We start from the raw sequence: 26,640 nt of genomic DNA, 5'->3' as shown, positions 1-26,640 counted from the left end.
GCAACCAGCGAGCCCGACCGAAAACCGGATACGCGACCAACTCCAAGATCCGCCACCCGGATTACCCCTTCAAGGCCGCATGACGAGGCACTAGCAGAATGCCGGGCATGACGGATCAGCCGACCATCACCATCCACCGCGGCGGTCCCGACGACGCCGAAGCCGTGCTGCGGCTACTCGACGTCGCCACCGCCTGGCTGGTGGCGCGCGGCCGGACCGGGCAGTGGGGCACACGGCCGCCCTCCACCGATCCCGGCCAGATCGCCCGCGCCGACGACTGGGCCGCGAGCGGCGACCTGTACCTGGCGAAGCGGGACGACCAGCCGGTCGGCGCGCTGGTGGTGGGTGCCGCCACCGAGCACGTGCCCCCGGCCACCGAACCGGAACTCTACGTCCGGCTGCTGGTCAGCGACCGGGCGCACGCCGGGCTGGGGATCGGGGCCCGGCTGTTGGACCACGCCGTCGACCTGGCCCGGGCACGGGGGTTGGGCCTGCTGCGGGTGGACTGCTACGGCGGCGACGACCGGGCGCTCGTCCGGTTCTACGAGAACTGCGGCTTCACCGCCACCGAGCCGTTCACCGTCGTGCGACCGGGCCGCGAACCGTGGCCCGGTCAGATCCTCGTCCGCCGGCTCGAATGAGCGTCAGCCGATCTCCTCGTCGACGAAGCACCAGCGCCACGCCTCGCCCGGCTGCGCCGAGCGGATCACCGGGTGACCTGTCGACGCGAAGTGCTTGCTCGCGTGCTGGTTCGGCGACGAGTCGCAGCAGCCGACCTGGCCGCAGCTCAGGCACGTACGCAGGTGCACCCAGTAGGTGTTGCCGATGGCGACGCAGTCCGCGCACTCGTCGGGGGTAAGCGGCTCGGCCGTGCCCGCCTCGGCCAGGTGCTGACAGCTCACTGCTCCACCTCCTGCCGCAACAGCGACTCTTCCAGGTCCAGGTCACGATAGGCCTGCACCAGCACCTCCTCAGGTATCCGACCGGAGTCCCGGGCAGCCCGGAACACGTCCCGCTCGGCGTCGATCATCTCTTGTCGCAGCCGACCGTACGCCTGCGAGGGGGTTTCGCGCTCGTCACCGCCGAGCCTTTCCCAGGCCATGTTGGTGCGGTCCTCCAGCACCCGGCGCAGCCGGTCCACCACGGGCGCCGGAGCGCTGTCGGCCAGTTCCTCCAACCGTTCCCGCGCCGCCCTGCTGGCCTGCTGCTGCACTCCGGCCGCCGACAGGGCGTCCTGCACCGGGTCGTCCTGAGGCAGTTTCAGGCGGCGGGCGACCAGCGGGAGGGTGGCGCCCTGGCCGACCAGGGTGACCACGATCACCGCGAAGGCCAGCCAGATGAACAGGGCCCGCGGGTACGGCTCGTCGTCGGCCAGGGTCAGCGGCAGGGCCAGGGCGGCGGCGAGCGTCACCACGCCCCGCATCCCGGCCCAGCCGATGATGATCGGGATCTTCGGCGACGGTGCCGCGTCCCGGCGGCGGATTCGGGGGACCAGCCTGGCCAGGTAGGTGGCCGGGAAGAGCCAGACGAAGCGGGTCAGGAAGACGGTGGCCAGCACCGCGAACGTGATCAGGATGAGCGAGCCGGCCGGCTCGTCGAGGTCTCCCAGTACCTCCCGGAGTTGCAGCCCGACCAGGAGGAAGACCAGTCCTTCCAGCAGGAAGCGGACCAGCCGCCAGAACGCGCCGACCTGCAACCGGGACGCCGCCGACAGCAGTTGCGGCAGCCTGTGCCCGAGGGCGAGCCCGGTGACGACCACGGCGACCACACCGGAGGCGTGGATGTGCTCGGCGGTGAAGACCACCGCGAACGGGATGATCAACGACAGCGCGTTGTCCAGCAGCGGGTCACTGATCCGCCGGTGCAGGAAGCCGAAGACCACCGCGCCGAGGGCGCCGATCAGGATGCCGCCGCCGGTGGCGCGCAGCACCTCGATGGCCACGTCCGTCGTGCCGACCGCCGAACCGATGGTGGCCATCGTCGCGACGCGCAGCAGCACCAGCGCGGTGGCGTCGTTGACGAGGCTCTCCCCCTCCAGGATCGTGACCACCCGGCGCGGCAGCCCGACGCGACGGGCGACGGCCGTGGCGGCCACGGCGTCCGGCGGCGCGACCACCGCGCCGAGGGCCAGGCAGATCGCGAACGGGACCTGCGGCAGCAGCAGGTGCAGCACGACGCCCACCGCGAACGCGGTGAACAGCACCAGGCCCACGGCGAGCAGCAGGATCGGCCGGATGTTGTTCTTGAACGCCGGCACCGACGTCTCCAGTGCCGCGACGTACAGCAACGGCGGCAGGATGCCGATCAGCACCAGCTCCGGCTCGAGGTGGATCTGCGGGAAGCCCGGAACGAAGGACAGGGCCAGTCCGAGTACGACCAGCAGGATCGGCGCGAGCAGACCGAGCCGGCGGGCCAGCGCCGCACCGAGGGTGGCGATCGCCAGGAAGACGACGACCGGAAACAGGCTTTCCATGGGGTACGAGCCTAGGGGTCGCGTCGCCGAGGTCGGATCAGCCCGTCGGGCGCAGCTTCGGCAGCACCTCGGCGCCGAACGCGTCGATGAACCCGCGCTGCTCCTGCCCGACGTGGTGCAGGGCGATCTGGTCGAAGCCGAGCGCCACGTACTCCTCCAGCCAGCCGACGTGCCGGCCCAGGTCGGCTGAGACGTTCACCACCTGGGCGACCCGCTCGGCGGGTACGTCGGCCGAGGCCACGTCGAAGTGCTCGACGGTCTCCAGGTCCCAGCAGACCGGAGGGGCGAAGACGTTGCTGCGCCACTGGTCGTACGCGATCGCCTCGGCCTGTGCCTGCTCCGGGGCCCAGGAGACGTGCACCTGGAGGTGCAGCGGTCCACGGCCGCCGGCGTCCCGGTACGCGTCGATCATCGCCCGCAGGTGCTCCACCGGCGCGTTCACCGTGATCAGGCCGTCGGCCCACTCGGCGCACCAGCGGGCGGTGGCGACGCTGACGGCGGCGCCGACCAGCGCGGGCGGCTCCTCGGGACGCGTCCACAGCCGGGCCCGGTCCACCCGGACGAGGCCGTCGTGGCTGACCTCCTCGCCGGCCAGCAGCGCCCGGATCACGTCCACGCACTCGCGCAGCCGGGCGGAGCGGACGTCCTTGCGCGGCCACGCGTCGCCGGTGATGTGCTCGTTGCTGGCCTCGCCGGTGCCGAGGGCGGCCCAGAACCGGCCCGGGTACATCGCGCCGAGGGTGCCGATCGCCTGCGCGATGATCGCCGGGTGGTACCGCTGGCCGGGGGCGTTGACGACGCCGAACGGCATGCCGGTGGCCTGGAGGGCCGCGCCGAGCCAGGACCAGGCGAAGCCGGATTCGCCCTGCCGCTCGCTCCACGGCGAGAAGTGGTCGGAGCACATGGCGGCGTCGAAGCCGGCACGCTCGGCGTGCATCACCGCTTCCAGCAGGGCGCGGGGGTTGATCTGCTCGTGGGAGGCGTGGAACCCGAACGTCGTCATGGGCGCACCTCCTACCCACGACGACGTTCGGTGATGCGTGTTACTCGGCGTGCGCGCCGGCGCCGGCCGACGCCGCCCCCTCGCCCACCCACACCGTCTTGGTGTTGCAGAACTCCCGCATGCCCAGCTCGGACAGCTCCCGCCCGTAGCCGGAGTTCTTCACGCCACCGAAGGGCAGCTCCGGGTAGGAGGTGGTCATGCCGTTGACGAAGACGTTGCCGGCGTCCAGGTCGGTGGCGAAGCGCTCCTGCTCGGCCGGGTCCCGGGTCCAGGCGTTCGACCCGAGTCCGAAGCTCGTGCCGTTGGCCACCTCGATCGCCTCCTGGTAGGACGACACCCGGTACAGGCCGGCGACCGGCCCGAACACCTCCTCGGACCACATCCGCATCTGCGGCGTCAGGTCGGTGACGACAGTCGGCGGGTAGAACCACCCGTCGCCGCTGGGCAGCTCACCGCCGCAGAGCACCGTCGCGCCGTTGTCCACCGCGTCGCGTACCTGGGCGTGCACCTCGTCGCGGCCGTGTTCGCTGGCCAGCGGTCCCACGTCGGTGTCCGCGTCCATCGGGTCGCCGACGCGCAGCGCGGCCATGTTCGCGGCGAACTTCTCGGCGAACGCGTCGAAGACGTCGGTGTGCACGATGAAGCGCTTGGCGGCGATACAGGACTGGCCGTTGTTCTGGCAGCGGGCGGTCGTGGCCACCTCGGCGGCCCGGTCCACGTCGGCCGAGGGCATCACCACGAAGGGGTCGCTGCCGCCCAACTCCAGGACCGTCCTCTTCAGCTCCCGGCCGGCGATCTGCGCGATGGAGCGCCCGGCCGCCTCGCTGCCGGTCAGTGTCGCGGCGCGTACCCGGGGGTCGGCGAGGATGCGCTCGACGGCGTCCGAGCCGACCAGCAGGGTGGTGAACGCGCCCTCCGGGAAGCCGGCGCGGCGGAACACGTCCTCCAGCAGCAGCGCGGTCTGCGGCACGTTCGAGGCGTGCTTGAGCAGGCCCGTGTTGCCGGCCATCAACGCCGGGGCGGCGAACCGCATCACCTGCCACAGCGGGAAGTTCCACGGCATCACGGCGAGCACCACGCCGATCGGCTGGTAACGGATGAACGCCCTGGTCGCCTTCACGGCGGCGGCGTCGGCCGGCTGGTCGGCGAGGAACGCGGACGCCTTGTCGGCGTAGAAGCGGGCCGCCGCGGCACACTTGGTCACCTCGGCCTGCGCGGCCGCGTACGTCTTGCCCATCTCCGTGGTCATGATCCGGGCGGTCTCGTCCCGCTCGGCGTCCAGGAGGTCGGCGGCGGCGTTCATCCACCGGGCGCGCTCGTCGACGCCGGTGCCGCGCAGGTGCCGGTACGCGAGGTCGGTGCGCTCGATGGCGGCGTCGAGCTGTTCGGTGGACATCGCCTCGTAGGTCTTGAGCACCTGACCGGTGGCGGGGTTGGTGGTGGCGATGTGGGGCATCTCGTCCTCCTGTCACTCGAACAGCGAGTGTCGTACGCCCGGCTCCTCACGGCGGCGGGCGGCGCGGCGGCGTTGGATCACGACCAGGTCGACCACGGCTACGGCGGCGAGGATCGCGCAGAGCACGCCGAGCCAGGCGATGCCGGCCCAGAACGCCAGCACCGCGAAGATCACCATGATCACCAGACCGAAGCTGGCGAGTGTGAGCCGGAGGTTCAGGGCGCTGTACGCGTGGCCGACCGTGCCACGGGCGCGCCGGGGCTGCGATCTCGTCATACCTGACGATCTACCCCCGATCGGCGCGGTTAACCGGTAGCCGAATCCCGACGTGGAAGCGCTTATAGCATCCCGGCGGCGTGTCCGGGTGCCGTTCGCCGCATACCCGACAGCAACTTCCCGCCCGACCACGCCCAGCGCATAGAGTTACCGTGCTGTCGCTCTGTGCTGCGAGACGGGGGATGTCATGCCTCGACGCTGGGTCGCTGCCCTGGCCTGCCTCGCCGCGCTGGTGGCGCTGGCCTGTGAGGGCGGCACGTCCGCGTCACCGCGTCCCACGAAGAGCACGCCCTCGTCCGGTGGTCCCGGCGGCATCGCCGCCCTCGGCGACTCGATCAGCACCGGCTTCGCCTCCTGCCTGGTGCTCACCTCCTGCGAGCGCAACTCCTGGTCGACAGGGGACGGCCTGCGGGTGAACAGCCACTACCGGCGGCTGCTCGACCAGAACTCGGCGATCCGCGGCCGGGCGTACAACCACGCACGGCCCGGTGCCCGCGCCGACGCCCTCGAAGGCCAGGCCCAGGCAGCCGTACGCGACCGCGCCGACTACGTCACGGTGCTGATCGGAGCCAACGACATCTGCCGGGGCGGGGTGGACGCGATGACGTCGGTGAACCAGTTCCGGGCCGACGTCGACCGGGGTCTGCGGGCACTGCGCACCGGCCGGCCGAAGGCCCGGGTGCTGGTGGTGAGCATCCCCGACCTGTACCGACTCTGGGAGGTCGGACACGACGACGGGCGGGCGACGCGCGTGTGGAAGCGGGGCATCTGCCCGGCGCTGCTGGCCAACGCGACGTCGAACGCGCCCGCTGACAAGGCCCGCCGTGCCGCCGTCCGGGAGCGGATCGACGCGTACAACGCGCAGTTGGTCGCGGCCTGCCGGGCGTACGGCTCGCGCTGCCGACACGACGGCGGCGCGGCGCACCGGGTCCGGTTCACCCTGGACCTGCTCAACCCGCTGGACTGGTTCCACCCCAACGCCTCCGGTCAGGACCGGCTGGCCGAGGTGACCTGGCGCGCCTCCGGCCTGGCCGACTGAGCCCACCCCGCGAGGGGCGGGTCAGGGGCGACGCGGCTCCGGGACGTCGATGCCCCGGCGGCCGTAGAGCGCCCGGGAACGCTCGGCCAGATCCTTCGTGGCGGACGAGTTGGCCCAGGTGCCGAGCACGATCGCGGCCCCCGGGACGATCTTGGCGACGAGTCGCTTGGCCGCCCGCACACCTGCCATCTGGGCCAGCCGGACGCCGAGCTGCACCATGACCCGGCCCAGCGGACGCTGGCCCCCCAGGCCGAACAGCGCGTCGGCGCGCTCCCGGCCGGCAGCCACCCCGAGCGCGAGGCGGGCGCTCTCGGCGACCTTGTGCACCCGCTGGAGCACGAGCAGATCGGTGGCCCGGTCGCTGTGCAGCGGGTCGACGTCGTACGCGGCGGCGACGTGCAGGACCATGCGCGCCTGGGTCCAGGCCAGCACCCCGACGTCGAGGACGGCGCCCGGCAACCCGGCCGCGCCGGAGACCGCCCCGGACAGGCGGGCCAGGTTGACGAACTTGCGGACCGCCTGGTCGGCCAGGACGTCCGACGAGACGCCGGGGTTGTCGTGACGGGCCCGGGCGGCCCACTGCGCGGCCTCCGGCCCGAGTCGGCGTACCGCCTCCAGGGCGAGGTGCTCCGGGGCGTACTGCGGATCGTCGCGCATCCGGTCCCACAGTCGGGCCGGCGGGCCCTCGGGGGCGGCCGCCGGCACGGCCGGCAGACCGGCCGACGGCTCGGGGGTGGGCGCCGTGGGTTGACCGTTGGTGGGTGGGGTGTCGGTCAACGGGTCTCCCCAGAGGTGGGTACGGGCAGGACGGCCGGTGACGCGGTCAGCGACGGCGGTTGGACAGCCGGGTGGCCAACCCCTTGAGCTTCTGCTGGTTCTCGGGCTTGGCCAGCTCGCGCCGGCCCCGGTCCACCAGCTGCTGACCCTTGGGTGATCGCAGGAACGTGCTGATCCGCTGCATCAGAGACATGTCGTCCTCCTGTCGGTGATTCCTCAGTCATGTGTACCCCGAACCCGCAACGGATGTACCCGGGACGCGACAGGCTCAACCCTCACCATCCACAGTGGTCGGTAAGCTACCGCCCGCTCGGAACGATGGCGTCGACGACCCGGGTGGCCCGCCACTCGTGCTGCTGGTAGTACTCCGGGTACGCGGAGACCTGGACCGCCTGCGCGGCGTCGGTGAGGCGCATCTGCTGCCAGCCGGGCACCTGCTCAAGTGCCGTGAGGAACTGCCGGGTCGCGAACTCCGGGTCCATCAACCGACCGACCGGACCCCAGCCACTGCTGGAGCGCTGCTGGAACAGTCCGACCGAGTCGTGGTCCCAGCCGACGCCCTGGTGCGGGTAGTCCTGCGACTCCGGCAGGACCCCGCTGGCGACGTTGTAGAGGTTGCTCTCCTGCATGGCGGTCGCCACCGCGATGACCAGGCCACGGCGCGGGATGCCCATCTTGCGGCCAGCGCGGACGATCGCCTCGGCGTTCTCCATCTGGGCCTTGTCGAGACCGGCGACGGGCGCCGGGCGGCTCGGCTTCGTCGGGACGACCTTGCGCGCGCGGGGGGTGGCGTCCGGGTCGGCGGGGGTGACGGACGCCGACGGGGTGGCGGACGGGGCCGCCGAGCGGTCGAGCGCGCGGGACGCGGCCTGCTGCTCGGCGCGCTCCGCCAGCTCGACGCCGGAGGTCTTCTCGGTCGCCTGCGCGTCGGCGTCCTGGTCCCGGACCTGGGCGACGGCGGCCAGACCGAGACAGCAGACCACGCCGGTGGCGAGTGCCACCCGGGCGCGGCGTCGGCCGATCAGGTCGCGGGCGTACGCCCGGAGCCGACTCGCGGCGGTTGTCCGTTCGGCTGAGGTGCCTTCCCCTGTTTCGGTAGTGGGGCTGCTCGGGGCGTACGGGTCGTCGAGGGTGCCGTCGTCACGCATCAGCCGAGGCTAGGCAGACGGAAACCTCGATCACGCACAGTGATCACGTGGTCCTCGCCACAGAATCGGGTCACCCCGGTGGACGAGCGGGACCGGTCGACTCGCCCGAGGAACGGACCTCGCGTACCGGAGAAAAGCGGCGGACCTCGTGCGGCGACACGGACGGCGACACGGACGGACATCGGACCGCGCGACCCGACATGATCGACAAACTCGGCCTTTGGGTTGAACCGCCCATCGGCCGATTGGCGTAATCGGGTGGTTCGTCCGATCGTGCCCAGCGGGCGGGCGACGGATCGCCCGACTCAGGAATGCACCAGGATGGCGGGTACGTTGCCCGAACCGGGTGCCACCCGTCGCGACGGCATCCGAGTAGGCACATTCCAGGGAGGTCCGCACCGGTGCTCGACCCACACGAGCTCTACCAGCTCACCGACGATCTGCCCGAACTCGGGCAACCGGTCCTGATCCAGGCCCTCACCGGGTTCGTGGACGCCGGCAACGCCAGCCGGCTCGCCCGCGAGCAACTGCTCACCTCGCTCGAGGGCCGGCCGATCGCGACCTTCGACGTGGACCAGCTCTTCGACTACCGCTCCCGGCGACCGGTGATGACCTTCAACGAGGACCACTGGGAGAGCTTCGACGCGCCGGAGCTGGAGCTGCACCTGCTGCACGACGACGACGAGACGCCGTTCCTCCTGCTCACCGGCCCCGAGCCGGACCTTCAGTGGGAGCGGTTCAGCGCCGCCGTCGCAGGGCTCGCCGCCCGGCTCGACGTACGACTCACCGTCGGGCTCAACTCGATCCCCATGGCGGTGCCGCACACCCGGCCGACCGGCGTGACCGCCCACGCCACCCGCCCCGAACTGATCAGCGGGTACGAGCCGTGGCTGCAACGGGTCCAGGTGCCCGGCAGCGTCGGCCACCTGCTGGAGTTCCGCCTCGGCGAGCAGGGCCGCGACGCGCTCGGCTTCGCCGCACACGTGCCGCACTACGTGGCGCAGACCGAGTACCCGGCCGCCGCCGAGGTGCTGCTGAGCGCCGTGTCCCGCAGCACGGGGCTGCTGCTGCCCGGCGACGGTCTGCGCTCGGCCGCCGAGGTGGTCCGGGTGGAGATCGACCGGCAGGTCGCCCAGACCGAGGACGCCGCCGCCCTGGTCCAGGCACTGGAAGAGCAGTACGACGCGTTCGCCCGAGGCCGCGGCGAACGCAGTCTGCTCGCCCCGGACGCCGGTCCGCTGCCCACCGCCGACGAACTCGGCGCGGAGCTGGAACGGTTCCTGGCCGAACAGACCCGTCCCGGCGACACACCCGGCAACTGAGCCGGCAGCCCTTCGCCGCACTGGACGCCGACACGGCGCGTGGCTGAGCCCGCGTCGTGGCGGCGGATGCGGCAGGGTGGAGGCATGCGCCTGGCGACCTGGAACGTGAACTCGGTGAAGGCACGGCTCCCCCGGCTGCTGGAGTGGCTGGCCGGCACCGCACCCGACGTCGTCTGCCTGCAGGAGACGAAGTGCCCGGACGGCGCCTTCCCGGTGGCCGAGGTGGGCGAGCTCGGCTACCGCGTCGCCAGCCACAGCGACGGCCGCTGGAACGGGGTCGCGATCCTGTCCCGGGTCGGCCTGGAGGACGTCCGCGTCGGCTTCGCGGGTGAGCCCGGCTTTCCCGAGCCGGAGGCCCGAGCCATCTCCGCCACCTGCGCCGGGGTGCGGGTCTGGTCGGTGTACGTCCCCAACGGGCGTACGCCCGACGACCCGCACTACGCGTACAAGCTGGCCTGGTTCGCGGCGCTGCGCGACGCGCTGGAAGCGGAGCTGGCCGGCGGCCTGCCGTTGGCCGCCTGCGGCGACTTCAACGTCGCACCTACCGACGCCGACGTCTGGGACCCGGCGGTGTTCACCCACTCCACGCACGTCACCCCGGCCGAGCGGGCCGCCCTGGCCGCACTGCGCGACCTCGGGCTCGACGACGTGGTGCCGACGCCGATGAAGGGGCCGCACCCGTTCACGTACTGGGACTACCGCGCCGGGATGTTCCACCAGAACAAGGGCATGAGAATCGACCTGGTGTACGCCTCCGCGCCGTTCGCCCGAGCGGTCCGCTCGGCGTACGTCGACCGGGAGGCCCGCAAGGGCAAGGGCCCCTCCGACCACGCGCCGATCGTGGTCGACGCGGACCTCGTTCCGGCGGTCGAGGCGTTCTGACCGCTCGCCGCCACCGGAGGCCGTCGACGCTGGTTAGGGTGGGCAGATGGCAGTCGTGAAGATCAACGCAATCGAGGTTCCGCCGAACGCCGGCCCCGAGTTGGAGAAGCGGTTCGCGGCGCGGGCCGGCGCGGTGGAAGGCTCCCCCGGCTTCCTCGGCTTCGAACTGCTCCGCCCGGTCGCCGGCGAGACCCGCTACTTCGTCTACACGAGGTGGGAGAGCGAGGAGGCGTACCAGGCCTGGGCCTCCGGCCCGTCGCGCGCCGCGCACGGCACCGCTGCGGGCGACAAGCCCCGCCCGCCGGTCTCCAGCGGCGCGACCCTCCTGGAGTTCGAGGTGGCCCTGCACGTCCCCCAGCCCTGACCGTCCGCGGCGGCCGGCGCCTTGATCGGGCCAGCGCGGCGCAGTGCTGGCGCGCGTCCGAGGCAGGCATGCCCTGCGGCTTGACAGTCACCGCTTCTGGAACATGACCGCGACGACGTCCACCGTCAGCTCGATTGCCCAGTCGAGCTGCGGACAGTCGTTGCGGCCTCGGCACTCCAGGCACCTCCGACTCGCCACGGTGCCGATCGATGAGCCGATCCCCAAGGCGACCAAGCCTCTTCCGATAGTCGCTGCCCTGGCCCGCTGACCAGCGAGGGTACGAAGGCTCAGGCATGTTCGACGGCTTCGAGGAATTCGACATCGCCACGTCCGGCACAACGATCCGCGGACGGCGTGGCGGCGACGGACCTCCGGTCCTGCTGCTGCACGGCGTACCCGAGACGCACCTCATGTGGCACAAGGTTGCGCCCCGGCTCGCCGAGCATTTCACCGTCGTCGCCACCGACCTGCGCGGTTGGGGAGACAGCGGCCCTGGTTGCGTCCGGAGACGCCCATGGCTCTGCACCCAGCCTGCGCTCTACACGCGTCCCACCTCTGCATACGTCCTTTGCTCTGCTTCAACCAAGGCGACACCGGAAGGCCACGAGCGTTTCCTCCGCTGAAGCAGAGCAAAGGACGTATCACCCACCCACGCCTGAGGTGCTGTCGACTACATGCTGGAGAACTGGCCGGAGGTCAAGGACGCCTTTCCCGCCGAGGTACGGGCGGCCCACGTGCGGCAGTTCAGCGACCAGGCCACGGTGCACGCGATCTGCGAGGAGTTCCGGGCTGCGGCGACGCTGGACTACGACCAGGACCAGGCGGACCGAGGGAGCCGGAAGATCGCCTGCCCGCTGCTGTTCCTCTGGAGCCAGCACGGCCAGGTTGGTGTCAGCGCCACCGGGACACCCCGATATCGCCGATCTCGTGTTGATCAAGGCGAGCCGGGCCCCGGTCAGGGCTTGCGGGACGACTGAAGGGTGGCGAAGGCGATCACGTTGTCGGCGTAGCCGGTGCGACCGCCGATGAACTGGCCACCGCAGGTGATCAGCCGCAGCCCAGCCGGTCCGTCGTGGCCGTAGATGCGCTCGGCGGGTAGCTGGTCCTTCGGGAAACGCTCGACGGTGTCGACCTTGAACACCACCGTCGACCGGTCCGCCCGGGCCACCTCGAGCAGATCACCGGGCTTCAGCTTGCCCAGGTCGTAGAAGACCGACGGACCGCTCTTGGTGTCCACGTGCCCGACGATGACCGCCGGACCGGGCTCGCCGGGCGTCGGCCCCCGGTCGTACCAGCCGGTCTCGTTGTGCTTCTCCAGCGGCGGTACGGCGATCGTCCCGTCCCGCGCCTGCCCGACGGGCGCCACCGGCGCCTCCACCTTGATCGCCGGAACGGTGAGTCGCACCGGGCGGCTGGCCGACAACCCGACCGTCTCGCTGCGGGGCGGGCGGTCGTCGCCGGCCGGAGTCAGGTCGAGCGGACCGACCGAACGGCCCAGTCCCGCGCCGGTGGCGAAGACGCCCACCAGCACCAGCACCACGGCCAGCGGCACCGACCAGGGGCTGCGCCCCGTCGGTCGGCTGCGCCGGGGAGCGACGGCGGTCGGCGGACGGGCGGCCACCGCCGGCCGGTCACCGGAGACACGCGACGAGCGGGACACCGACGAGCCGGCGGAGGGCCCCGCGCCAGCGGGCGAGCGCGAATCGTCGGGCGGGCGGGCGTCGTCGGGCAGCCACGCGCCGCCAGCCGGACGGGAGCCGGCGGGCGGACGGGAGCCGTCCGGCGGCGGTGTGGGGCGGAAGATCTCCACGGCGGGGCTCAGCGGCGCCCGAGGCCACGGACGGTACGGGGCCGACGCAGGGCCACCACCGCGATGACCAGCCCGGCGACGGTGAGCGCCGCGCCGCTGGGCAGCAGCAGACTGCCGGTGACTCCCCCGGCACTGCCACCGAAGCCGGTTGCCGGGCCTCGACTGGGGTGGGGGGAAGGCACCGACTTCACCACCTGCAACATGGTCGACGCCGTCTCACCGTCGCGGCACTCCAGCTTGACCCGGTAGTTGCCGGGGCGGGTGCGCTCGCGGACCATCGGCGCAGCGGTGAGCACCCCGCCCTGCGGTTGCACGCCGACCGCGCCAAAGGCGTCCGAGACGACGGTGGCGCCGATCGAGTTGTCCCGGCAACTGGCCCGGATGCCGACCAGGTAGCCGGGCTGCACGGTGCTGGGGCTCACCTCGACGAAGATGTCCACCACGGGAGTCGGCTGCGGCGCGCCACCCGGTACGCCTCCGGGCTGCGGCGCGGGCGCGGCAGCGGGGGCCGGCAGCGCGGCAGGAGCGGCGAGTGCGGGAGCGGCGGCCAGCAGGGGAAAGGCGAGCACTGTCGCCACCGACAGGAGCACGCCGCCACGGGTCACTGCCACGATGCCCCCTCTCGACGCCGTCGGACCGCGCCGGGTAGCGGACCGCCCGGCCTGCCGTACCAACTGGATCCTCTCATTCCCGGTCGCACATCACATCCGATCCGCGGACGACGTCGCGTACGCTCGGTTCGCTGTGACCACCACCGACCCTGACCCCGCCACCGTCGCGCCGACGGCCCGGATGATCCGCACCTTCCACCCCCGCCGGGGGCGGATGAGCAGCCGACAGACCGAGGCGCTGGACCGGCTGTGGTCCTCCTACGGCCTGGACGTGTCGGGCGAGCCCGTCAACCTGGCCGCCCTCTTCGGCCGCCGAGCCCCGGTGGTGCTGGAGATCGGCTCGGGCATGGGTGACACCACCGCCACGATGGCCGCCGCCGACCCGGACCGAGATTATCTGGCGGTCGAGGTGCACACGCCGGGAATCGCCAACCTGCTCGACCTGGCGCACCGCGCTGACCTGGGGAATGTGCGGGTGGCGCGGGGTGACGCGTTGGAGCTGGTCAGCGGCCTGCCGGAGGGTGCGCTGGCCGCCGTACACGTGTTCTTTCCGGACCCGTGGCCGAAGGCCCGGCACCACAAGCGGCGGATCATCCAGCCGGCGCACGTGGCGCTGCTGCGGTCCCGGCTGGCCCCCGGCGGCGTGCTGCACTGCGCGACCGACTGGGCCGAGTACGCCGAGGCGATGCGGGAGACCCTGGACGCGGACCCGGAACTGGTCGACGCGTACGGCGGCTACGCGCCACGGCCCGCGCACCGCCCGGTGACGAAGTTCGAGCGGCGGGCGATCACGGCCGGCCGGCCGGTCGCCGATCTGATCTTCCGGCGGCGCTGACTGATCGTCCGGGGACGCTGACTGATCGTCCGGCTGCGTTGAAAACAGCGCCGGTTGGCGCCGGAGGGCATGATCCAGGCACCATGGACAGGCTATGACGCTCACCGCCGCGCTGCCGACAAGCGCCGACCCCGACACCCTCTTCGACGCGTTCGCCGGCTGGGCGAAGGAGCGCGGTCTCGACCTCTACCCCCATCAGGAGGAGGCGGTCATCGAGATCGTCTCCGGCGCGAACCTGATCATGAACACGCCCACCGGCTCGGGTAAGAGCCTGGTGGCCGTCGCCGCGCACTTCGCGGCCCTGGCCGACAACCGGACGACCTTCTACACCGCGCCGATCAAGGCCCTGGTGTCGGAGAAGTTCTTCGCGCTCTGCGAGGTCTTCGGCGCCGAGAACGTCGGCATGCTCACCGGCGACGCCAGCGTCAACGCCGACGCCCCGATCATCTGCTGCACCGCGGAGATCCTGGCCAATCTGGCGCTGCGCGAGGGCGACCGGGCCGACGTCGGCCAGGTGATCATGGACGAGTTCCACTTCTACGCCGAGCCGGACCGTGGTTGGGCGTGGCAGGTGCCGATCATCGAGCTGCCGCAGGCCCAGTTCATCCTGATGTCCGCCACCCTGGGCGACACCACCCGGTTCGTGGACGACCTGACCCGGCGTACCGGACGGCCGACCGCCGTCGTGCGCTCGGCCGAGCGGCCGGTCCCGCTCATCTTCTCGTACGCGATGACGCCGCTGCACGAGACGCTCGAAGAGCTGCTGGAGACCAAGCAGGCCCCGGTGTACGTCGTCCACTTCACGCAGGCCGCCGCGCTGGAACGCGCCCAGGCCCTGATGAGCGTCAACGTCTGCACGCGCGCCGAGAAGGACATGATCGCGCAGGCGATCGGTGGCTTCCGGTTCACCTCCGGCTTCGGCAAGCCGCTCTCCCGGCTGGTCCGGCACGGCATCGGCGTGCACCACGCCGGCATGCTGCCCAAGTACCGCCGTCTCGTCGAGACCCTCGCCCAGGCCGGCCTGCTCAAGGTCATCTGTGGCACCGACACCCTCGGTGTCGGCATCAACGTGCCGATCCGCACGGTGCTGTTCACCGGCCTGAGCAAGTACGACGGGGTCCGCACCCGCCTGCTCAAGAATCGCGAGTTCCACCAGATCGCCGGGCGGGCCGGCCGGGCCGGATACGACACCATCGGCCGGGTCGTCGTGCAGGCACCCGAGCACGTCATCGACAACGAGAAGGCCCTCGCCAAGGCCGGTGACGACCCGAAGAAGCGGCGCAAGGTGGTCCGCAAGAAGCCGCCGGAGGGCTCGATCGGCTGGGGGCAGCCCACCTTCGACCGGCTGGTCGACGCCGAGCCGGAGCCGCTGACGTCCAGCTTCCAGGTCAGCCACTCGATGCTGCTCAACGTGATCGGCCGCCCCGGCGACGCGTTCACCGCGATGCGGCACCTGCTCACCGACAACCACGAGGAGCCCACCGCGCAGCGCCGGCACATCCGCCGGGCCATCGCCATCTACCGGGCGCTGCGCGCCGGGGGCGTGGTCGAGGAGCTGCCCGAGCCGGACGAGACGGGCCGGCGGATCCGCCTCACCGTCGACCTCCAGCTCGACTTCGCGCTCAACCAGCCGCTCTCCCCCCTCGCCCTGGCCACCATCGAGCTGCTCGACGCCGAGTCCCCGTCGTACGCCCTGGACGTGCTCAGCGTGATCGAGTCGATCCTCGACGACCCCCGGCAGATCCTGTCCGCGCAGCAGTTCAAGGCGCGCGGCGAGGCGGTCGCCGCCATGAAGGCCGAGGGCATCGAGTACGAGGCGCGCCTCGAACTGCTCGACGAGGTGACCCACCCGAAGCCCTTGGCGGAGCTGCTGGAGGCCGCGTACGAGATGTACCGGCAGGGCCACCCGTGGGTCGCCGACCACCAGCTCTCCCCCAAGGCCGTCGTCCGCGACATGTACGAGCGGGCCATGACCTTCACCGAGTACGTGCAGTTCTACGGGCTGACCCGCTCGGAGGGCCTGGTCCTGCGCTACCTGGCCGACGCGTACAAGACGTTGCGCCAGACCGTGCCCGAGGACGCCAAGACCGAGGAGCTGATCGACCTCATCGAGTGGTTGGGCGAGCTGGTCCGCCAGGTCGACTCCAGCCTCATCGACGAGTGGGAGCGGCTGCGCAACCCGTCGGACGTGGCCGAGGTGGCCCAGGCGCACGCGGCACTGACCGACCGGCCGCCGGCGGTGACCCGCAACGCGCGGGCGTTCCGGGTGCTGGTGCGCAACGCGCTGTTCCGACGCGTCGAGTTGGCCGCGCTCCGCCGCTGGGACCTGCTCGCCGAGTTGGACGCCGAGGACGGCTGGGACTACGACGCGTGGGCCGACGCCCTGGCGCCGTACTTCGAGGCGTACGACTCGATCGGGGTCGGCCCGGACGCCCGCGGCCCGGCGCTGCTCATGATCGAGCAGGGTCGGGAGCGGTGGACCGTACGGCAGATCTTCGACGACCCGGACGGCGACCACGACTGGGGCATCAGCGCCGAGATCGACCTCGTCGCCTCGGACGAGGTCGGCGCGGCGGTCGTGCGGATCACCGACGTCGGCCAGCTCTGACCCGTCGATCGGCGCGGTGCCGACCGGCGGCGCCCGACCGAGGGCCCGCCAGTGTCGGGGTACGTCGGGCGGCCACGTCCTCGATCCAGCCGAGCAGCAGCGCCGCCCCGACGGCCAGTAGGCACACCCCGGCCAGCCGCAGTGTGATCGAGGCGACCGAGGTGTACGGGAGCACCGGCGCGAGCAGCAGGAACATCCCGAGGCTGGCGGGGATGTGCCACAGGTAGATGGTGACCGCCCGCGCGTTGACGAACCTCAGCACAGCGTCCAGCGGCACCCGGCCGACAAGCCGGGGCCGCACTCTCAGGAGCACGGCGACGAGGGCCATCGACCACAGTGTGGTGCCACCCGCGATGTGGTTGAGGTCGACCGCCACGCCGGCCACCATGGCGGTCACGACCCACGTCCCGCCAGCCACGGCCAGACCCCCGACGAGGCAGCCGTACCAGCGCGACGGGACGCGGTGCAGCAGCCGATCGTGGTGGGCGAAGCCCAGCAGCCAACACGACAGGTAGGCGGCGACGAAGTAGCCGGTGTGCACCCCCGCGAGGTGCATCCCGATCGGCAGGGCCGTGGCGGCCCCGATGCTGGGCCACGGCCAGCGACGCAACACCCGCAGAAGGACCGGCGACATCAGCACCAGCCACAGGTAGGTGACGACGTACCACAGTCCGATGTGGAAGGCCCAGGCCCAGGACGGCCCGCCCACGGGAGGCACCCGCAGGGGCAGGACCCACCAGAGCAGCTCCGCCCAGCCGGCCACGCCCCTCGGACGCCAGCCGAAGGAGAGCACCGCCAGGGTGATCACTCCGTACGCCCACAGCGGCAGCAGCAGCCGGCGCAGCCGCCGGAGCACGGCCGACGGACCGTGCCGGTCCAGCGACGCCGCCATCAGCGAGCCGGCGATGCCGAACATCAGACCCATCGCCGGCACCAACAGGCTCAGCCAGACCCAACCGGTCACGTGGAAGAGCACGACGCGGCCCAGGGCGAGCGTCCGCAGCAGGTCCAGGTAGCGGTCCCGGTGGACGGCGGGGTCGTCGGGTTCGGCGGACGGGACGGTTCGCACCGCCCCGCCCCTGCCAGGGCGGACGACCCTGGACGTCGTAACAATGACCACAAGGCACAATAACGCCACAAATGCCGCAAAGTTGCTGCATCTCGAAGCCGGGTGAGCGATTGGCAGGGCGCGCTTCACCCCGGAACTTCGCTGGGCAATGTCAGACCCGTCGATTAGAATGTATGTACTAATAGAGATCCTGACCTGCAGGATTACGACTGGGAGGACGCCCGTGACCGCGCCCACCTCCACGCCCCTGACGCCCTACACCACCCTGCTCGGCTTCACCCGCTACGTCGACCGCACCGGCCCCACCAAGGCGACCTTCGTGGGTGGTCTGCGCAAGCAGCGCGCCAGCCGCTCCGGCTTCAACCCGCACGGCCAGTTCGTCAAGGCGCTCAAGGCCGACATCGCCTTCCACACCGGCGGCACCCACCTGTCCGGGGTGGTCGACGTCGTCAAGCCACGCTGGCGCCCGCTCTACCAGGCGCTGGTGCCCGGCGCGACGGCCTGGCTGCACTCCCTCGGCGACCCGGCCACCCTCGATCTGGCCCAGACCCGCGACGCCCTGGCCATGCTGGGCGACCTGCCCGTCAAGATCAACCCCCACTTCGGCGTACGTCACGCCGACGGTCGCGCCGACGCGGTCCGACTGCACTTCGACGAGGCGCCACCGAGTGAGGAGTCGATGCTCGCCACCCTGCACCTGATGGCCCGCCACATGGACGCGGTCCTCCCGCACGCCGAGCCGGTCCTGGTCGACGTCCGGCGCGGTCAGGCCCACCGCATGCCCACCGACGCCAAGCCCGAACAGATCGAACGCTGGCTGGCCGGCGAAGCCGCCGCCTTCCGCGCCATCTGGTCCACCGCCGCCTGACCCACCACGCCCCGACCGGCCCCGCCCCGCACGCCCGCACGCCGCGCCCAGCATGATCGCGCTCGATCCAGGATGTAGTGGCCTCGCTGTAGGAGGAGGCCACTACATCCATGTTCGAGCGCGATCATGGCGATGACGGGAGCGCTGCCGGCGGTTATCCACAGGGGCAGCGGAGGGCGACAGCGTTCGGTCAGCCTGGAGTCATGCCCAGAGCTCCTCGTCGGCCACCGCAGTTGCGGGGTCGCGTCTTCCGCGGTTCCACTGCCGTGTCGCGCGGTGTGCGGATCCGCAACGACCTCCGCAGCTCGGCATGGCGACCGCTCTTTCGCGACGTCTACGCCGACGCTCGACTCACCGTCACACACGCCATCAGATGTGCCGCCGTCGGACGATGGCTGCTTCCGCCCGGAGCGGCCATCGCCGACCGGGCCGCCGCCGGTTTGTACGGCTGCCCGAGCCCGAGGGCGGGTGAACCAGTGGACGTCCTGGTGCCCGCTGACTCCCGGATCGGTCCGACCGCCGGCATCCGCGTCCACCACGGGCAGATCGACTCCGGCGACATCATGGACCGTGCCGGGATCACGGTGACGAGCCCTGCGCGGACCTGCTGGGACGTGGCCCGTTGGCTCGACGTGGTGGAGGCGGTGGTTGTCATCGACGCTCTGCTGGCCCTGCGGCTGACCACCATGCCAGCCTTGCGCGAGTACGCGTTGAGTCGAGCAGGTCGACGCGGCTGGCGCTCACTGTCACGAGCGGTCGACCTGGCCGACGCGGGCGCGGAGTCCCCGCAGGAGTCGCGCACCCGGGTGCGGCTGGTGCTCGCCGGCCTGCCCCGCCCGGAGACTCAGTGGGTCGTGGCCGATCAGGGCCGGTTCGTGGCCCGGCTGGACCTGGCCTGGCCGCGGTTCAGGGTCGCCGTGGAGTACGACGGGCTCTGGCACGACGACCCCGAGCAGTTCCACCGGGACCGTCGACGGCTCAACCGACTGCTCGGCGGCGACTGGATCGTGTTGCACGTGGCTGCCAAGCGCCTCCGGGACGACTTCGACGGGTTCCTCGCCGAGGTCCGAGCCGCCCTTCGATCGCGCTCAGGCTCCCGCGACCTTCGATGATCGTGCTCGAACACGGATGTAGTGGCCTCCCTTCGCGTAGGAAGCCACTACATCCTGGATCGAGCGCGATCATCCGCGCCGGGGGCGCGGGGCGGGGCGCCGGGGGTGTTCAGGTGGCGGGGAGGTACTTCGCCAGGTCGTCGAGGATCTTGTTGGCGGCGCCAACTCCGATGCCGGTCATCCAGATCTCGTCGGAGACCGGGTACGCCTTGCCGGCCTTGACCGCGCCGAGGCCCTTCCAGAGGGTTCCGCCGGCCACCTTGGTCTGCTCTGCGGCGGCCTTGTCGCCGTACGCGGTCACGAAGATGACGTCGCCGTCGACCTCGTTGATCCGCTCGGGGCTGACCAGGTCGAAGCGCTTGTCCTCCTTGTTGGCCAGCATCTGCCGCTCGGGACGACCGAGACCGGTGTCGGCGATGACGATGCCGGAGAAGGAGTCCGGCCCGTACACCCGGATGTTGCCCGGAATGAAGCGCACGATCGACACCTTGCGGGCGGCGGGGTCGCCGAGGGTGGCGCCGAAGTCCTTGGCCCGCTTCTCGTACGCGCCGAGCAGGTCCTTGGCCTGCTGCTCGCGGCCGAGCGCCTTGCCGTCGAGGAGGAAGTTGTCCTTCCAGGTGATGCCCACCTTGTCGGTGAACACGGTCGGCGCGATGGCGGCCAGCTCGTCGTAGAACTTCTCCTGGCGGAACTTGCTGCCGAGGATCAGGTCCGGCTTGAGCGCGTTGATCGCCTCCAGGTCGGGCTCGGTGAGCACCCCGACCTCCTTGATGCCGGCGAGCTTGTCCGCACCGAAGTACGTCGGCCAGCTCTTGGCCTCGCCGGCGGTGGCCGCGCCGACGGGCGTGATGCCCAGCGAGAGCGCCGTGTCGATCTTGTCGGTGTCGAGTACGACGACGCGCTTGGGCTCGGCCGGGACCTTGGTGGTGCCCATGGCGTGGGTGATCTCCCGGGTCTCCCCGGTGGTGGAGCCGGCGACCGGGTCGCTCTCACCGCAGGCGGTGAGGCCGGCCCCGAGGGCGACGGTCGCGGCGAGAACGGCGACGAGACGACGCATCAGTGTCCTTTCGAGGGGTACGTGCCGGCGAGCGGGGTGGCCGCATCACCGTCGGCGGATCGGGCGTCCGGTACGGACGCCGTCGACGAATCGGGATCGCCCGCAGCGGCGGGAAGGGCCGGGCCGCCGGTGTGGGCGGGAATCACCAGCGGGGCGCCGGTCACCGGGCAGGGAACGACGACGCAGGCCAGCCCGAAGACGTCGCGGACCAGTTCGGCGGTGAGGATCTCCCGGGGTGGGCCGGCGGCCACCACCGCGCCGGCGCGCATCGCGACCAGGTGGTCGGCGTAGCGGGCGGCCTGGTTGAGGTCGTGCAGCACGGCGACCACGGTCCGGCCCCGCTCGACGCGGAGCCGGTGCAGCAGGTCCAGCACCTCCACCTGGTGGGCCAGGTCGAGGAAGGTGGTCGGCTCGTCCAGCAGCAGCGCCTCGGTGTCCTGGGCGAGGGTCATGGCGATCCACACCCGTTGCCGCTGGCCGCCGGAGAGGCTGTCCACCGGCCGGTCGGCCAGGTCGGCCACGTCGGCCAGGGCCATCGCCTCGTCGACCGCCGCGGCGTCGGACGACGACCACTGCCGCCACCACCGCTGGTACGGCTGTCGGCCGCGTCCGACCAGGTCGGCCACAGTGACGCCCTCGGGCACCAGCGGGCTCTGCGGCAGGACGCCGAGTCGACGGGCCACGTCGCGGGTGGGCAGGTCACGGATGGCGGTGCCGTCCAGCAGGACGGTGCCGCGTCGCGGGGTGAGCAGCCGGGCCATCGTGCGCAGCAGGGTGGACTTACCGCAGGCGTTGGGGCCGACGATCACGGTGAACGCGTCGGTGGGCAAATCCAGGGTGAGCCCGTCGAGCACGGTCCGCTCGTCGTAGCCGACGACCAGGTCGCGGGTGGAGAGCATCACACGACTCCTTTGAGGCGTCACGACGACCGCCGCCGTCCACGGAGCAGCAGGAAGATCAGGTACGGGCCACCGATCGCGGCGGTGAGCACGCCCGCCGGCAGTTGGGTGGGCGCGAACAGTCGGCGACCGGCCAGGTCGGCGAGGACCAGCAGCAGTGCCCCGAGCAGCGCGGCGCAGACCAGCGGGGGCCGTTCGGCGCGGACCAGTCGACGGGCCACCTGAGGCGCGACGAGCGCGACGAAGTCGACGGCGCCGACCTGGGCGGTGACCATCGCGGCGACGAGCACGCCGGTGCCGGCCAGGCCGATCCGGCGGGCCACCGGGCGCAGGCCGACGCCTCGCGCGGTGTCGTCGTCGAGGGCGGTGCTGTTCAGGGCCCAGCCGGCCCAGGCCAGCACCGGCAGCAGCACCAGCAGGGTGCCGGCGATCCAGGCGGCCTCGGTCCAGCCCTTGCCGGCCAGGGTGCCGATCAGCCAGATCTGTGCCCGCAGACCGTCGATCGGATCGGCCGTGAGCATCACCACCTCGGTCAACGCCCGGAAGGCGAAGGCGACCGCCACGCCGGCGAGGACGAACCGCTGCGCGGCCAGCCCGTGCCGGGCACCGAGGGCGAAGAGCAGCACCGCCGCCAGCAGTCCGCCGACCAACGCGCTCGGTGCCACCAGCACCGCCGCCGCACCACTGGTCAACGCCACAGTCGCGGCGAGACCGGCGCCCTGGGTGATACCGATGACGTCCGGGCTGGCCAGGGGGTTGCGCGCGACGCTCTGGATCAGCGTGCCGGCCACGCCGAAGGCCGCGCCGGCCGCCGCCGCCAGCACGACCCGGGGCAGCCGAAGATCGAAGACCACCAGGTCGTACGGGGTGTTGGCGCCGGAGAGCGCCCGCAGCACGTCGGCCGGGGCGACGTACGGGGTACCCAGCGAGAGGCTGAGCACGACGGCCAGCAGGAGCAGCACTGTCAGCACGGCGGCCACCAGCGTCGCGCGACGGCGGATCAGCAGGCTGACCGGGCCGATCCGCACCAGCGACCGCCCCGACACCCGGGCCTGACCGGCGGCCGGTGAGGCGGCGGGCGCGGCAGCCGGCAGGCTGGCCCGGGTCACGCGGTCACCACCCGGGCGCGGCGGACCAGCACGGCCAGCAGCGGCGCGCCGATCAGAGCGGTGACGATGCCGGCCGGTATCTCGCCGGGTGGGGCGACGAGTCGGCCGACGACATCTGCCCCGAGCAGCAGTGCGGGCCCGAGCAGGGCCGAGACGGCGAGGGTCCAGCGGTGGTCGGCGCCGACCAGGGCACGGGCGAGGTGCGGCACGGCCAGTCCGACGAAGGCGACCGGGCCGGCGGCGGCCACCGCCGCGCCGGTGAGCAGCACGGCGGCCAGCCCACCGCCGAGGCGGACCAGGCCGATGCGGTGGCCCAGGCCACGGGCCACGTCGTCGCCGAGGGCCAGCGCGTCCAGGCCCCGGGCCACCAGTGCGGCGAGCAGCAGCCCGACGAGGACGAACGGCAGCACCTGGGCGGTGACACCGAGGTCCCTTCCGGCCAGTCCGCCCACCACCCAGAACCGGTACTCCTCGAAGGTGCGGGCGTCGATGCTGAGCAGCGCGTACACCATGGAGGCCAGGCTGGCGTCGAGCGCCGCGCCGACCAGCGCGAGGGTGACCGGGCTCGCGCCCTCACGGGCCCGGCTGGCGATGGCGAAGACCAGCAGGCCGGCGGCGAGTGCGCCGGCGATGCCGAACCAGACGTACCCGGCGAGCGTGCCGATGCCGAAGACGGAGATGGCGAGCACCACGCCGAACGACGCGCCGGCGCTGATGCCGAGGATGCGGGGCTCGGCGAGGGGATTGCGGGTGAGCGCCTGGAACAGCACGCCGGCCACGGCGAGCGCGAGCCCGACCGCGAGGCCGAGCGCGGTACGCGGCATGCGCAGTTCCCGGACGATGATGCTCGCATCGCTGCCGTCCGGCGCGACGAGGGCGTGCCAGACCGCGCCGACTCCGAGTTGCCGGCTGCCCAGCGCGAAGCTGGCCAGTACGGCGAGCAGCAACACCAGCGCGGCTCCGACGGTGACGACGACCCGCCGGCCGGTGCGGGCACCGGAGGAGTTGCGGGCCGACGTCGGCCGGGCGACGAGGGTGGTCACGAGTCTCCTGCACGTTCGAGCTTAGGTTCGCCTAACCTTAGCCGACCTGCGGAAAGTGGCCTAACTGGCGTCGGTCGATGCTGTCGCGGCGCCCTGCGGCAGGCCCGCCGAGCCGCCGTCCCCAGCCGCCGCGCCGCCGCGTGGGAGCACGTTCAGCGGGCGCATCATCTCGTTGTCCTCGTGCTCCAACAGGTGGCAGTGCCAGGAGTAGTGGCCCGGCAGGTCGAATCGGGCCTTGATGCGGGTCACCTCCCACGGGTACGCGAGCACCGTGTCCATCCACCCGCGCTCCCCCGGCCGCGGCTCCGACCGGCCCGACCGCCCTCGGCCCAGCAGCTCGAACTGGACCTGGTGCAGGTGGACGGGGTGGACGTTGCGGGTGAAGTTGCGCACCTCCCACACCTCGGTCGCGCCGAGGAGAGGCTGTTCGGTCGCCGGATCGGTCCAGCGCATCGGCAGACCCCGGCCGCGCTCGTCGAGGGTGCCGAGCAGCATCACCATCGACCGGCCGGACATGCGCTCGTTCAGCGACAACCGCCGGACCCGTTCCGCCGGGCCGAGGCGCGGGTGCGCCGGCAGTTGCAGGTGCTCCGGCGGCACACTCGGGTCCGCGCCGGTCGCCTCGGTGACGACGAACCGCATCACCTGCCCGGTGCTCCGCGGGTCGGACGGCGCGAAGTCCACCCCGGGCCGGCCGCCGTCGTACGCCCACTCGGGTCCCTCGTTGACGAGGTACAGCTCGGTGCCGACGGGCACGCCGGTGAAGTCGACGATCACGTCGGCCCGCTGGGCGGGGCCGAGGGTGAGACCCTGGTGCGGCACCGGTTCGGGCAGGAAACCGCCGTCGCTGCCGATCTGCCAGATGGGTAGCACCGGGCGGGCCGGCCGCGCGGTGGCGTGAGCGGCGACGCTGAGCATCAGGAAGCGGCTGTTGCAGCCGTTGAGCAACCGGAACCGGTAGCGCCGGCGCTGCACCGTCAGGTTGGGCCAGGTGCGACCGTTGACCACGATGGTGGAGCCGGAGAACGCCGACGTCCACGCCGACCCGTCGTGGTGATTTCCCGGATAGACCAGCTCGCCGTCGGGGCTGAAACTGCGGTCCTGGATCAGCAACGGGATGTCGTGGTAGGCGGTGTCCGGCGGGTCGTCGTGACCGGGCGCCGGGCCGGGCAGCACTCCGTCGGGCAGGTCGTCGCCGCCGAGCAGGTAGAACCCGGCCGGTCCGGCGTAGATGTTCTCGCGGGTGAGACCCAGCGCGTGATCGTGGTACCAGAGGGTGCAGGGCCGCTGGTCGTTGTCGTACTCGAAGGTGGCCGAGCCCGCCTCCCAGCGCAGGCCGGACCGCTCGGCGAAGCGGGACCGGAAATCGTTGTACGCGCTGCCCGTCACGGCGAAGTCGGTCGGCAGGTCGCGGGCCACCGGCAGGTACCACGCCTCGGCGTGCCCGTCGCTTTCCTGCGTGCTGTGTCCGCCGTGCAGGTGGACCACCTGGGGCACCGGCCCCCGGTAGCCCCGGCGGCTGCCGTCGGGGTGGCCGTGCCCGTCGCGGTTCGCCCTTCCACCGGCCGGGTTGGCCCAGTGCAGGGTCGGGTCGACGGGTAACAGGTGCGGCAGGTAGTCACCCCGGTGGTCGACGAGTTCGTTCACCCAGGTCACCCGGACGGGGCGGTTCACCCGCGCGACGATGCTGGGCGCCGGATAGCCGAAGCTGTCGGGGTGGGCGGTGGAGCCGTAGCCCCACACCGTCGTCCGCGGCCAGGACGACGGCAGGATCTGCTGGCGGAACTGGCGTACACCGACGACGTACGTGTCCCGCTCCGGGTCGGACGTCACGCGCGGCATGGCCGGTGGGATTCGCAGCGGGGTGACGTACTTGGGGATGTCGGCGCCCCGAAGCTGGGTCGACGCGGCGAGCGCGCGGCCGGCGGCCGGCGAGCCTGCCGGAACCAGAATCGCGGCGCCACCGGCGGCACCGGCAACCAGCACCTGTCGTCTGCTGACCATGCCGCACCTCCCACTCGCATCCGTTCCTCAATAAAGAGAATGAGATTCGCGGACGAGGGCAAGTGGTGTGGACGATGAATAACACCCGTAAGAGGTACAGAAAGCGCCATAGGGTGTGAGACATGCGATTCGACCAGCACACGGTCGTCCTCCTGGTCCGACCGTCGGACCCACCGGACCTGCCCGGCGAGGCGATCGACCGGTTACGCGACGCCCATCTGGCACACCAGGCGGGTCTCGTGGAACAGGGACTCGTGCTCGCGGCCGGGCCCCTCCTGGATTCCGACGACGACCGGATGCGGGGCTTCGTCGTGTTCTCCATCGCTCCGGACGAGGTACGCGGGCTCTACGCCGACGATCCGGCCGTTCGCGCCGGCCTGCTCACCGCGCGGGTGGCGAGTTGGATGGTGCCGGAGGGCAACCTGCGGTTCGAGAGCGTGCCGATCCCCGTGTCGATGGTCGAGGCGGCGGCCGGCGACTGACCCGTCAGCCGGGCAGGTCCTCGATCGGCAGTACCCGCAGGTCGTCCGGCTCGCCCACGATGACCCGCAGCGCCGGGAAGTAGGCCGTCAGCACCGGCCGGCACCTGTCGCACGGCCCGACGACCGCCCGGCCCCGGTCGGCGACCGAGACGATCGTCTCCAGCTCGGTCACGCCCTGTGTGGCGGCGGTGCCGACCACGATCAGCTCCGCGCAGGTGTCCCCGCTGTCGTGCTGGACGCTCACGCCGGAGAACACCCGCCCGTCGGCGGTCCGCGCGGCCGACGCGCCGGTGTGGCGCTGGCTGCGGCACCGCAGCTTGGCGACCGCCGTGGCGGCCTGCACCAGCGCCCGATCGGTGTCCCGCAGCTCCATCCCGGCCCCCCGCGCTCGAC

The 26,640-nt window shown here is 72.0% G+C and carries 29 protein-coding genes; 12 read left to right on the top strand and 17 right to left on the bottom strand.

Annotated elements, in window-relative coordinates:
• The first annotated feature begins 107 nt into the window (after positions 1-107).
• Entirely contained in the window at positions 108-641 is a 534-nt protein-coding gene (locus tag ACGFH9_RS23735) for a GNAT family N-acetyltransferase (RefSeq protein ID WP_393222972.1), read from the top strand.
• Positions 642-644: 3 nt separating this feature from the next.
• On the opposite strand, the gene ACGFH9_RS23730 is transcribed toward ACGFH9_RS23735, so the two are convergent.
• The 5 genes from ACGFH9_RS23730 to ACGFH9_RS23710 are packed head-to-tail and all read right to left on the bottom strand — an operon-like array spanning position 645 to position 5,208.
• Positions 645-902: a UBP-type zinc finger domain-containing protein gene (locus ACGFH9_RS23730; RefSeq protein ID WP_355050245.1), complete on the bottom strand. Its 258-nt coding sequence runs from the start codon at positions 900-902 to the stop codon at positions 645-647.
• A complete protein-coding gene (locus ACGFH9_RS23725; RefSeq protein WP_393222969.1) occupies positions 899-2,473 on the bottom strand; it encodes a Na+/H+ antiporter in 1,575 nt (524 codons plus the stop codon). The genes ACGFH9_RS23730 and ACGFH9_RS23725 overlap by 4 nt, the downstream gene beginning before the upstream one ends.
• Before the next feature lie 37 nt (positions 2,474-2,510).
• The gene (locus ACGFH9_RS23720) at positions 2,511-3,476 is read right to left on the bottom strand and encodes a TIGR03885 family FMN-dependent LLM class oxidoreductase (protein WP_393222967.1); all 966 of its coding nucleotides are present in this window, start codon (positions 3,474-3,476) and stop codon (positions 2,511-2,513) included.
• A 40-nt stretch (positions 3,477-3,516) separates the two neighbouring features.
• Positions 3,517-4,932: an NADP-dependent succinic semialdehyde dehydrogenase gene (locus tag ACGFH9_RS23715; RefSeq protein ID WP_393222964.1), complete on the bottom strand. Its 1,416-nt coding sequence runs from the start codon at positions 4,930-4,932 to the stop codon at positions 3,517-3,519.
• Between the two features lie 12 nt (positions 4,933-4,944).
• On the bottom strand, positions 4,945-5,208 hold the full coding sequence (locus ACGFH9_RS23710; RefSeq protein ID WP_393222962.1) for a DUF6343 family protein: 264 nt from the start codon (positions 5,206-5,208) through the stop codon (positions 4,945-4,947).
• 187 nt (positions 5,209-5,395) lie between these two features.
• On the opposite strand from ACGFH9_RS23710, the gene ACGFH9_RS23705 reads away from it, so the two are divergent.
• Positions 5,396-6,247, top strand: coding sequence for a GDSL-type esterase/lipase family protein (locus tag ACGFH9_RS23705; protein WP_393222959.1), 852 nt, complete (start codon positions 5,396-5,398; stop codon positions 6,245-6,247).
• A gap of 21 nt (positions 6,248-6,268) precedes the next feature.
• On the opposite strand, the gene ACGFH9_RS23700 is transcribed toward ACGFH9_RS23705, so the two are convergent.
• From ACGFH9_RS23700 to ACGFH9_RS23690, 3 genes are all read right to left on the bottom strand, one after another.
• Positions 6,269-7,024 carry an EcsC family protein gene (locus ACGFH9_RS23700; RefSeq protein WP_393222956.1) on the bottom strand — a complete coding sequence of 252 codons (756 nt, stop codon included), beginning with the start codon at positions 7,022-7,024 and terminating at the stop codon, positions 6,269-6,271.
• Positions 7,025-7,070: 46 nt separating this feature from the next.
• Complete coding sequence (locus tag ACGFH9_RS23695; protein WP_355237852.1) at positions 7,071-7,217, bottom strand: hypothetical protein; 147 nt, start codon at positions 7,215-7,217, stop codon at positions 7,071-7,073.
• A gap of 106 nt (positions 7,218-7,323) precedes the next feature.
• Positions 7,324-8,172, bottom strand: a complete 849-nt coding sequence (locus ACGFH9_RS23690) for a peptidase M23 (RefSeq protein ID WP_393222954.1) — start codon at positions 8,170-8,172, stop codon at positions 7,324-7,326.
• A gap of 401 nt (positions 8,173-8,573) precedes the next feature.
• Between ACGFH9_RS23690 and ACGFH9_RS23685 the strand changes: the two genes are divergently transcribed.
• The 5 genes from ACGFH9_RS23685 (at position 8,574) to ACGFH9_RS23665 (ending at position 11,717) form a co-directional block, all read left to right on the top strand.
• Positions 8,574-9,494, top strand: coding sequence for a proteasome assembly chaperone family protein (locus ACGFH9_RS23685; RefSeq protein ID WP_393222952.1), 921 nt, complete (start codon positions 8,574-8,576; stop codon positions 9,492-9,494).
• Positions 9,495-9,578: 84 nt separating this feature from the next.
• On the top strand, positions 9,579-10,376 hold the full coding sequence (locus tag ACGFH9_RS23680) for an exodeoxyribonuclease III (RefSeq protein WP_393222950.1): 798 nt from the start codon (positions 9,579-9,581) through the stop codon (positions 10,374-10,376).
• Positions 10,377-10,422: 46 nt separating this feature from the next.
• Positions 10,423-10,740 carry an antibiotic biosynthesis monooxygenase family protein gene (locus ACGFH9_RS23675; RefSeq protein ID WP_393222947.1) on the top strand — a complete coding sequence of 106 codons (318 nt, stop codon included), beginning with the start codon at positions 10,423-10,425 and terminating at the stop codon, positions 10,738-10,740.
• Positions 10,741-11,033: 293 nt separating this feature from the next.
• Complete coding sequence (locus tag ACGFH9_RS23670; RefSeq protein ID WP_393222944.1) at positions 11,034-11,363, top strand: alpha/beta fold hydrolase; 330 nt, start codon at positions 11,034-11,036, stop codon at positions 11,361-11,363.
• Between the two features lie 51 nt (positions 11,364-11,414).
• Positions 11,415-11,717, top strand: coding sequence for a hypothetical protein (locus tag ACGFH9_RS23665; RefSeq protein WP_393222941.1), 303 nt, complete (start codon positions 11,415-11,417; stop codon positions 11,715-11,717).
• On the opposite strand, the gene ACGFH9_RS23660 is transcribed toward ACGFH9_RS23665, so the two are convergent.
• Complete coding sequence (locus ACGFH9_RS23660; RefSeq protein ID WP_393222984.1) at positions 11,696-12,361, bottom strand: class F sortase; 666 nt, start codon at positions 12,359-12,361, stop codon at positions 11,696-11,698. The two genes, ACGFH9_RS23665 and ACGFH9_RS23660, sit on opposite strands and share 22 nt — an antisense overlap.
• 197 nt (positions 12,362-12,558) lie before the next feature.
• On the bottom strand, positions 12,559-13,164 hold the full coding sequence (locus ACGFH9_RS23655) for a hypothetical protein (RefSeq protein WP_393222981.1): 606 nt from the start codon (positions 13,162-13,164) through the stop codon (positions 12,559-12,561).
• A gap of 130 nt (positions 13,165-13,294) precedes the next feature.
• Here ACGFH9_RS23655 and trmB point away from each other — a divergent pair, with 130 nt between their 5' ends.
• Both trmB and ACGFH9_RS23645 read left to right on the top strand, forming a co-directional pair.
• Positions 13,295-13,996, top strand: coding sequence for a tRNA (guanosine(46)-N7)-methyltransferase TrmB (trmB, locus tag ACGFH9_RS23650; RefSeq protein ID WP_393222938.1), 702 nt, complete (start codon positions 13,295-13,297; stop codon positions 13,994-13,996).
• Between the two features lie 94 nt (positions 13,997-14,090).
• Positions 14,091-16,604 (top strand): DEAD/DEAH box helicase, encoded by a 2,514-nt coding sequence (locus tag ACGFH9_RS23645; RefSeq protein WP_393222935.1) that lies wholly within the window; start codon positions 14,091-14,093, stop codon positions 16,602-16,604.
• Here ACGFH9_RS23645 and ACGFH9_RS23640 read toward each other — a convergent pair.
• Entirely contained in the window at positions 16,582-17,673 is a 1,092-nt protein-coding gene (locus tag ACGFH9_RS23640; RefSeq protein WP_393222933.1) for an acyltransferase family protein, read from the bottom strand. The two genes, ACGFH9_RS23645 and ACGFH9_RS23640, sit on opposite strands and share 23 nt — an antisense overlap.
• A 223-nt stretch (positions 17,674-17,896) precedes the next feature.
• Between ACGFH9_RS23640 and ACGFH9_RS23635 the strand changes: the two genes are divergently transcribed.
• Together ACGFH9_RS23635 and ACGFH9_RS23630 are read left to right on the top strand one after the other, a co-directional pair.
• Positions 17,897-18,541 (top strand): hypothetical protein, encoded by a 645-nt coding sequence (locus ACGFH9_RS23635; RefSeq protein ID WP_355237873.1) that lies wholly within the window; start codon positions 17,897-17,899, stop codon positions 18,539-18,541.
• Between the two features lie 203 nt (positions 18,542-18,744).
• Positions 18,745-19,653 carry a hypothetical protein gene (locus ACGFH9_RS23630; RefSeq protein WP_393222931.1) on the top strand — a complete coding sequence of 303 codons (909 nt, stop codon included), beginning with the start codon at positions 18,745-18,747 and terminating at the stop codon, positions 19,651-19,653.
• Positions 19,654-19,762: 109 nt separating this feature from the next.
• On the opposite strand, the gene ACGFH9_RS23625 is transcribed toward ACGFH9_RS23630, so the two are convergent.
• From ACGFH9_RS23625 to ACGFH9_RS23605, 5 genes are read right to left on the bottom strand one after another with little or no spacing between them, the layout of a single operon-like run.
• The gene (locus ACGFH9_RS23625) at positions 19,763-20,710 is read right to left on the bottom strand and encodes an ABC transporter substrate-binding protein (protein ID WP_393222928.1); all 948 of its coding nucleotides are present in this window, start codon (positions 20,708-20,710) and stop codon (positions 19,763-19,765) included.
• A complete protein-coding gene (locus ACGFH9_RS23620) occupies positions 20,710-21,609 on the bottom strand; it encodes an ABC transporter ATP-binding protein (RefSeq protein WP_393222925.1) in 900 nt (299 codons plus the stop codon). The genes ACGFH9_RS23625 and ACGFH9_RS23620 overlap by 1 nt, the downstream gene beginning before the upstream one ends.
• Positions 21,610-21,629: 20 nt before the next feature.
• Positions 21,630-22,718 carry a FecCD family ABC transporter permease gene (locus ACGFH9_RS23615; RefSeq protein WP_393222922.1) on the bottom strand — a complete coding sequence of 363 codons (1,089 nt, stop codon included), beginning with the start codon at positions 22,716-22,718 and terminating at the stop codon, positions 21,630-21,632.
• Positions 22,715-23,761 (bottom strand): FecCD family ABC transporter permease, encoded by a 1,047-nt coding sequence (locus ACGFH9_RS23610; protein ID WP_393222920.1) that lies wholly within the window; start codon positions 23,759-23,761, stop codon positions 22,715-22,717. Before ACGFH9_RS23610 ends, ACGFH9_RS23615 begins: the two co-directional genes overlap by 4 nt.
• 60 nt (positions 23,762-23,821) lie before the next feature.
• The gene (locus ACGFH9_RS23605) at positions 23,822-25,765 is read right to left on the bottom strand and encodes a multicopper oxidase family protein (RefSeq protein WP_393222918.1); all 1,944 of its coding nucleotides are present in this window, start codon (positions 25,763-25,765) and stop codon (positions 23,822-23,824) included.
• Positions 25,766-25,887: 122 nt separating this feature from the next.
• On the opposite strand from ACGFH9_RS23605, the gene ACGFH9_RS23600 reads away from it, so the two are divergent.
• Positions 25,888-26,247 (top strand): YciI family protein, encoded by a 360-nt coding sequence (locus ACGFH9_RS23600; RefSeq protein WP_355237894.1) that lies wholly within the window; start codon positions 25,888-25,890, stop codon positions 26,245-26,247.
• A 4-nt stretch (positions 26,248-26,251) separates the two neighbouring features.
• Here the strand turns inward: ACGFH9_RS23600 and ACGFH9_RS23595 are convergent, their stop codons facing one another.
• A complete protein-coding gene (locus ACGFH9_RS23595; RefSeq protein ID WP_393222915.1) occupies positions 26,252-26,620 on the bottom strand; it encodes a cytidine deaminase in 369 nt (122 codons plus the stop codon).
• Positions 26,621-26,640: the final 20 nt, after the last annotated feature.

This window comes from Micromonospora sp. NPDC049102 (assembly GCF_043197485.1).
In the GTDB taxonomy this organism is placed as follows: domain Bacteria; phylum Actinomycetota; class Actinomycetes; order Mycobacteriales; family Micromonosporaceae; genus Micromonospora.
This window is presented reverse-complemented; position numbering and strand designations above follow the sequence as displayed.

Coding starts and splice junctions, on each gene's coding strand:
- ACGFH9_RS23735 (WP_393222972.1), top strand. CDS start 108: ATGACGGATCAGCCGACCATCACCATCCACCGCGGCGGTCCCGACGAC.
- ACGFH9_RS23725 (WP_393222969.1), bottom strand. CDS start 2,473: ATGGAAAGCCTGTTTCCGGTCGTCGTCTTCCTGGCGATCGCCACCCTC.
- ACGFH9_RS23720 (WP_393222967.1), bottom strand. CDS start 3,476: ATGACGACGTTCGGGTTCCACGCCTCCCACGAGCAGATCAACCCCCGC.
- ACGFH9_RS23715 (WP_393222964.1), bottom strand. CDS start 4,932: ATGCCCCACATCGCCACCACCAACCCCGCCACCGGTCAGGTGCTCAAG.
- ACGFH9_RS23710 (WP_393222962.1), bottom strand. CDS start 5,208: ATGACGAGATCGCAGCCCCGGCGCGCCCGTGGCACGGTCGGCCACGCG.
- ACGFH9_RS23705 (WP_393222959.1), top strand. CDS start 5,396: ATGCCTCGACGCTGGGTCGCTGCCCTGGCCTGCCTCGCCGCGCTGGTG.
- ACGFH9_RS23695 (WP_355237852.1), bottom strand. CDS start 7,217: ATGTCTCTGATGCAGCGGATCAGCACGTTCCTGCGATCACCCAAGGGT.
- ACGFH9_RS23690 (WP_393222954.1), bottom strand. CDS start 8,172: ATGCGTGACGACGGCACCCTCGACGACCCGTACGCCCCGAGCAGCCCC.
- ACGFH9_RS23680 (WP_393222950.1), top strand. CDS start 9,579: ATGCGCCTGGCGACCTGGAACGTGAACTCGGTGAAGGCACGGCTCCCC.
- ACGFH9_RS23675 (WP_393222947.1), top strand. CDS start 10,423: ATGGCAGTCGTGAAGATCAACGCAATCGAGGTTCCGCCGAACGCCGGC.
- ACGFH9_RS23670 (WP_393222944.1), top strand. CDS start 11,034: ATGTTCGACGGCTTCGAGGAATTCGACATCGCCACGTCCGGCACAACG.
- ACGFH9_RS23665 (WP_393222941.1), top strand. CDS start 11,415: ATGCTGGAGAACTGGCCGGAGGTCAAGGACGCCTTTCCCGCCGAGGTA.
- ACGFH9_RS23645 (WP_393222935.1), top strand. CDS start 14,091: ATGACGCTCACCGCCGCGCTGCCGACAAGCGCCGACCCCGACACCCTC.
- ACGFH9_RS23630 (WP_393222931.1), top strand. CDS start 18,745: ATGCCCAGAGCTCCTCGTCGGCCACCGCAGTTGCGGGGTCGCGTCTTC.
- ACGFH9_RS23625 (WP_393222928.1), bottom strand. CDS start 20,710: ATGCGTCGTCTCGTCGCCGTTCTCGCCGCGACCGTCGCCCTCGGGGCC.
- ACGFH9_RS23620 (WP_393222925.1), bottom strand. CDS start 21,609: ATGCTCTCCACCCGCGACCTGGTCGTCGGCTACGACGAGCGGACCGTG.
- ACGFH9_RS23605 (WP_393222918.1), bottom strand. CDS start 25,765: ATGGTCAGCAGACGACAGGTGCTGGTTGCCGGTGCCGCCGGTGGCGCC.
- ACGFH9_RS23600 (WP_355237894.1), top strand. CDS start 25,888: ATGCGATTCGACCAGCACACGGTCGTCCTCCTGGTCCGACCGTCGGAC.
- ACGFH9_RS23595 (WP_393222915.1), bottom strand. CDS start 26,620: ATGGAGCTGCGGGACACCGATCGGGCGCTGGTGCAGGCCGCCACGGCG.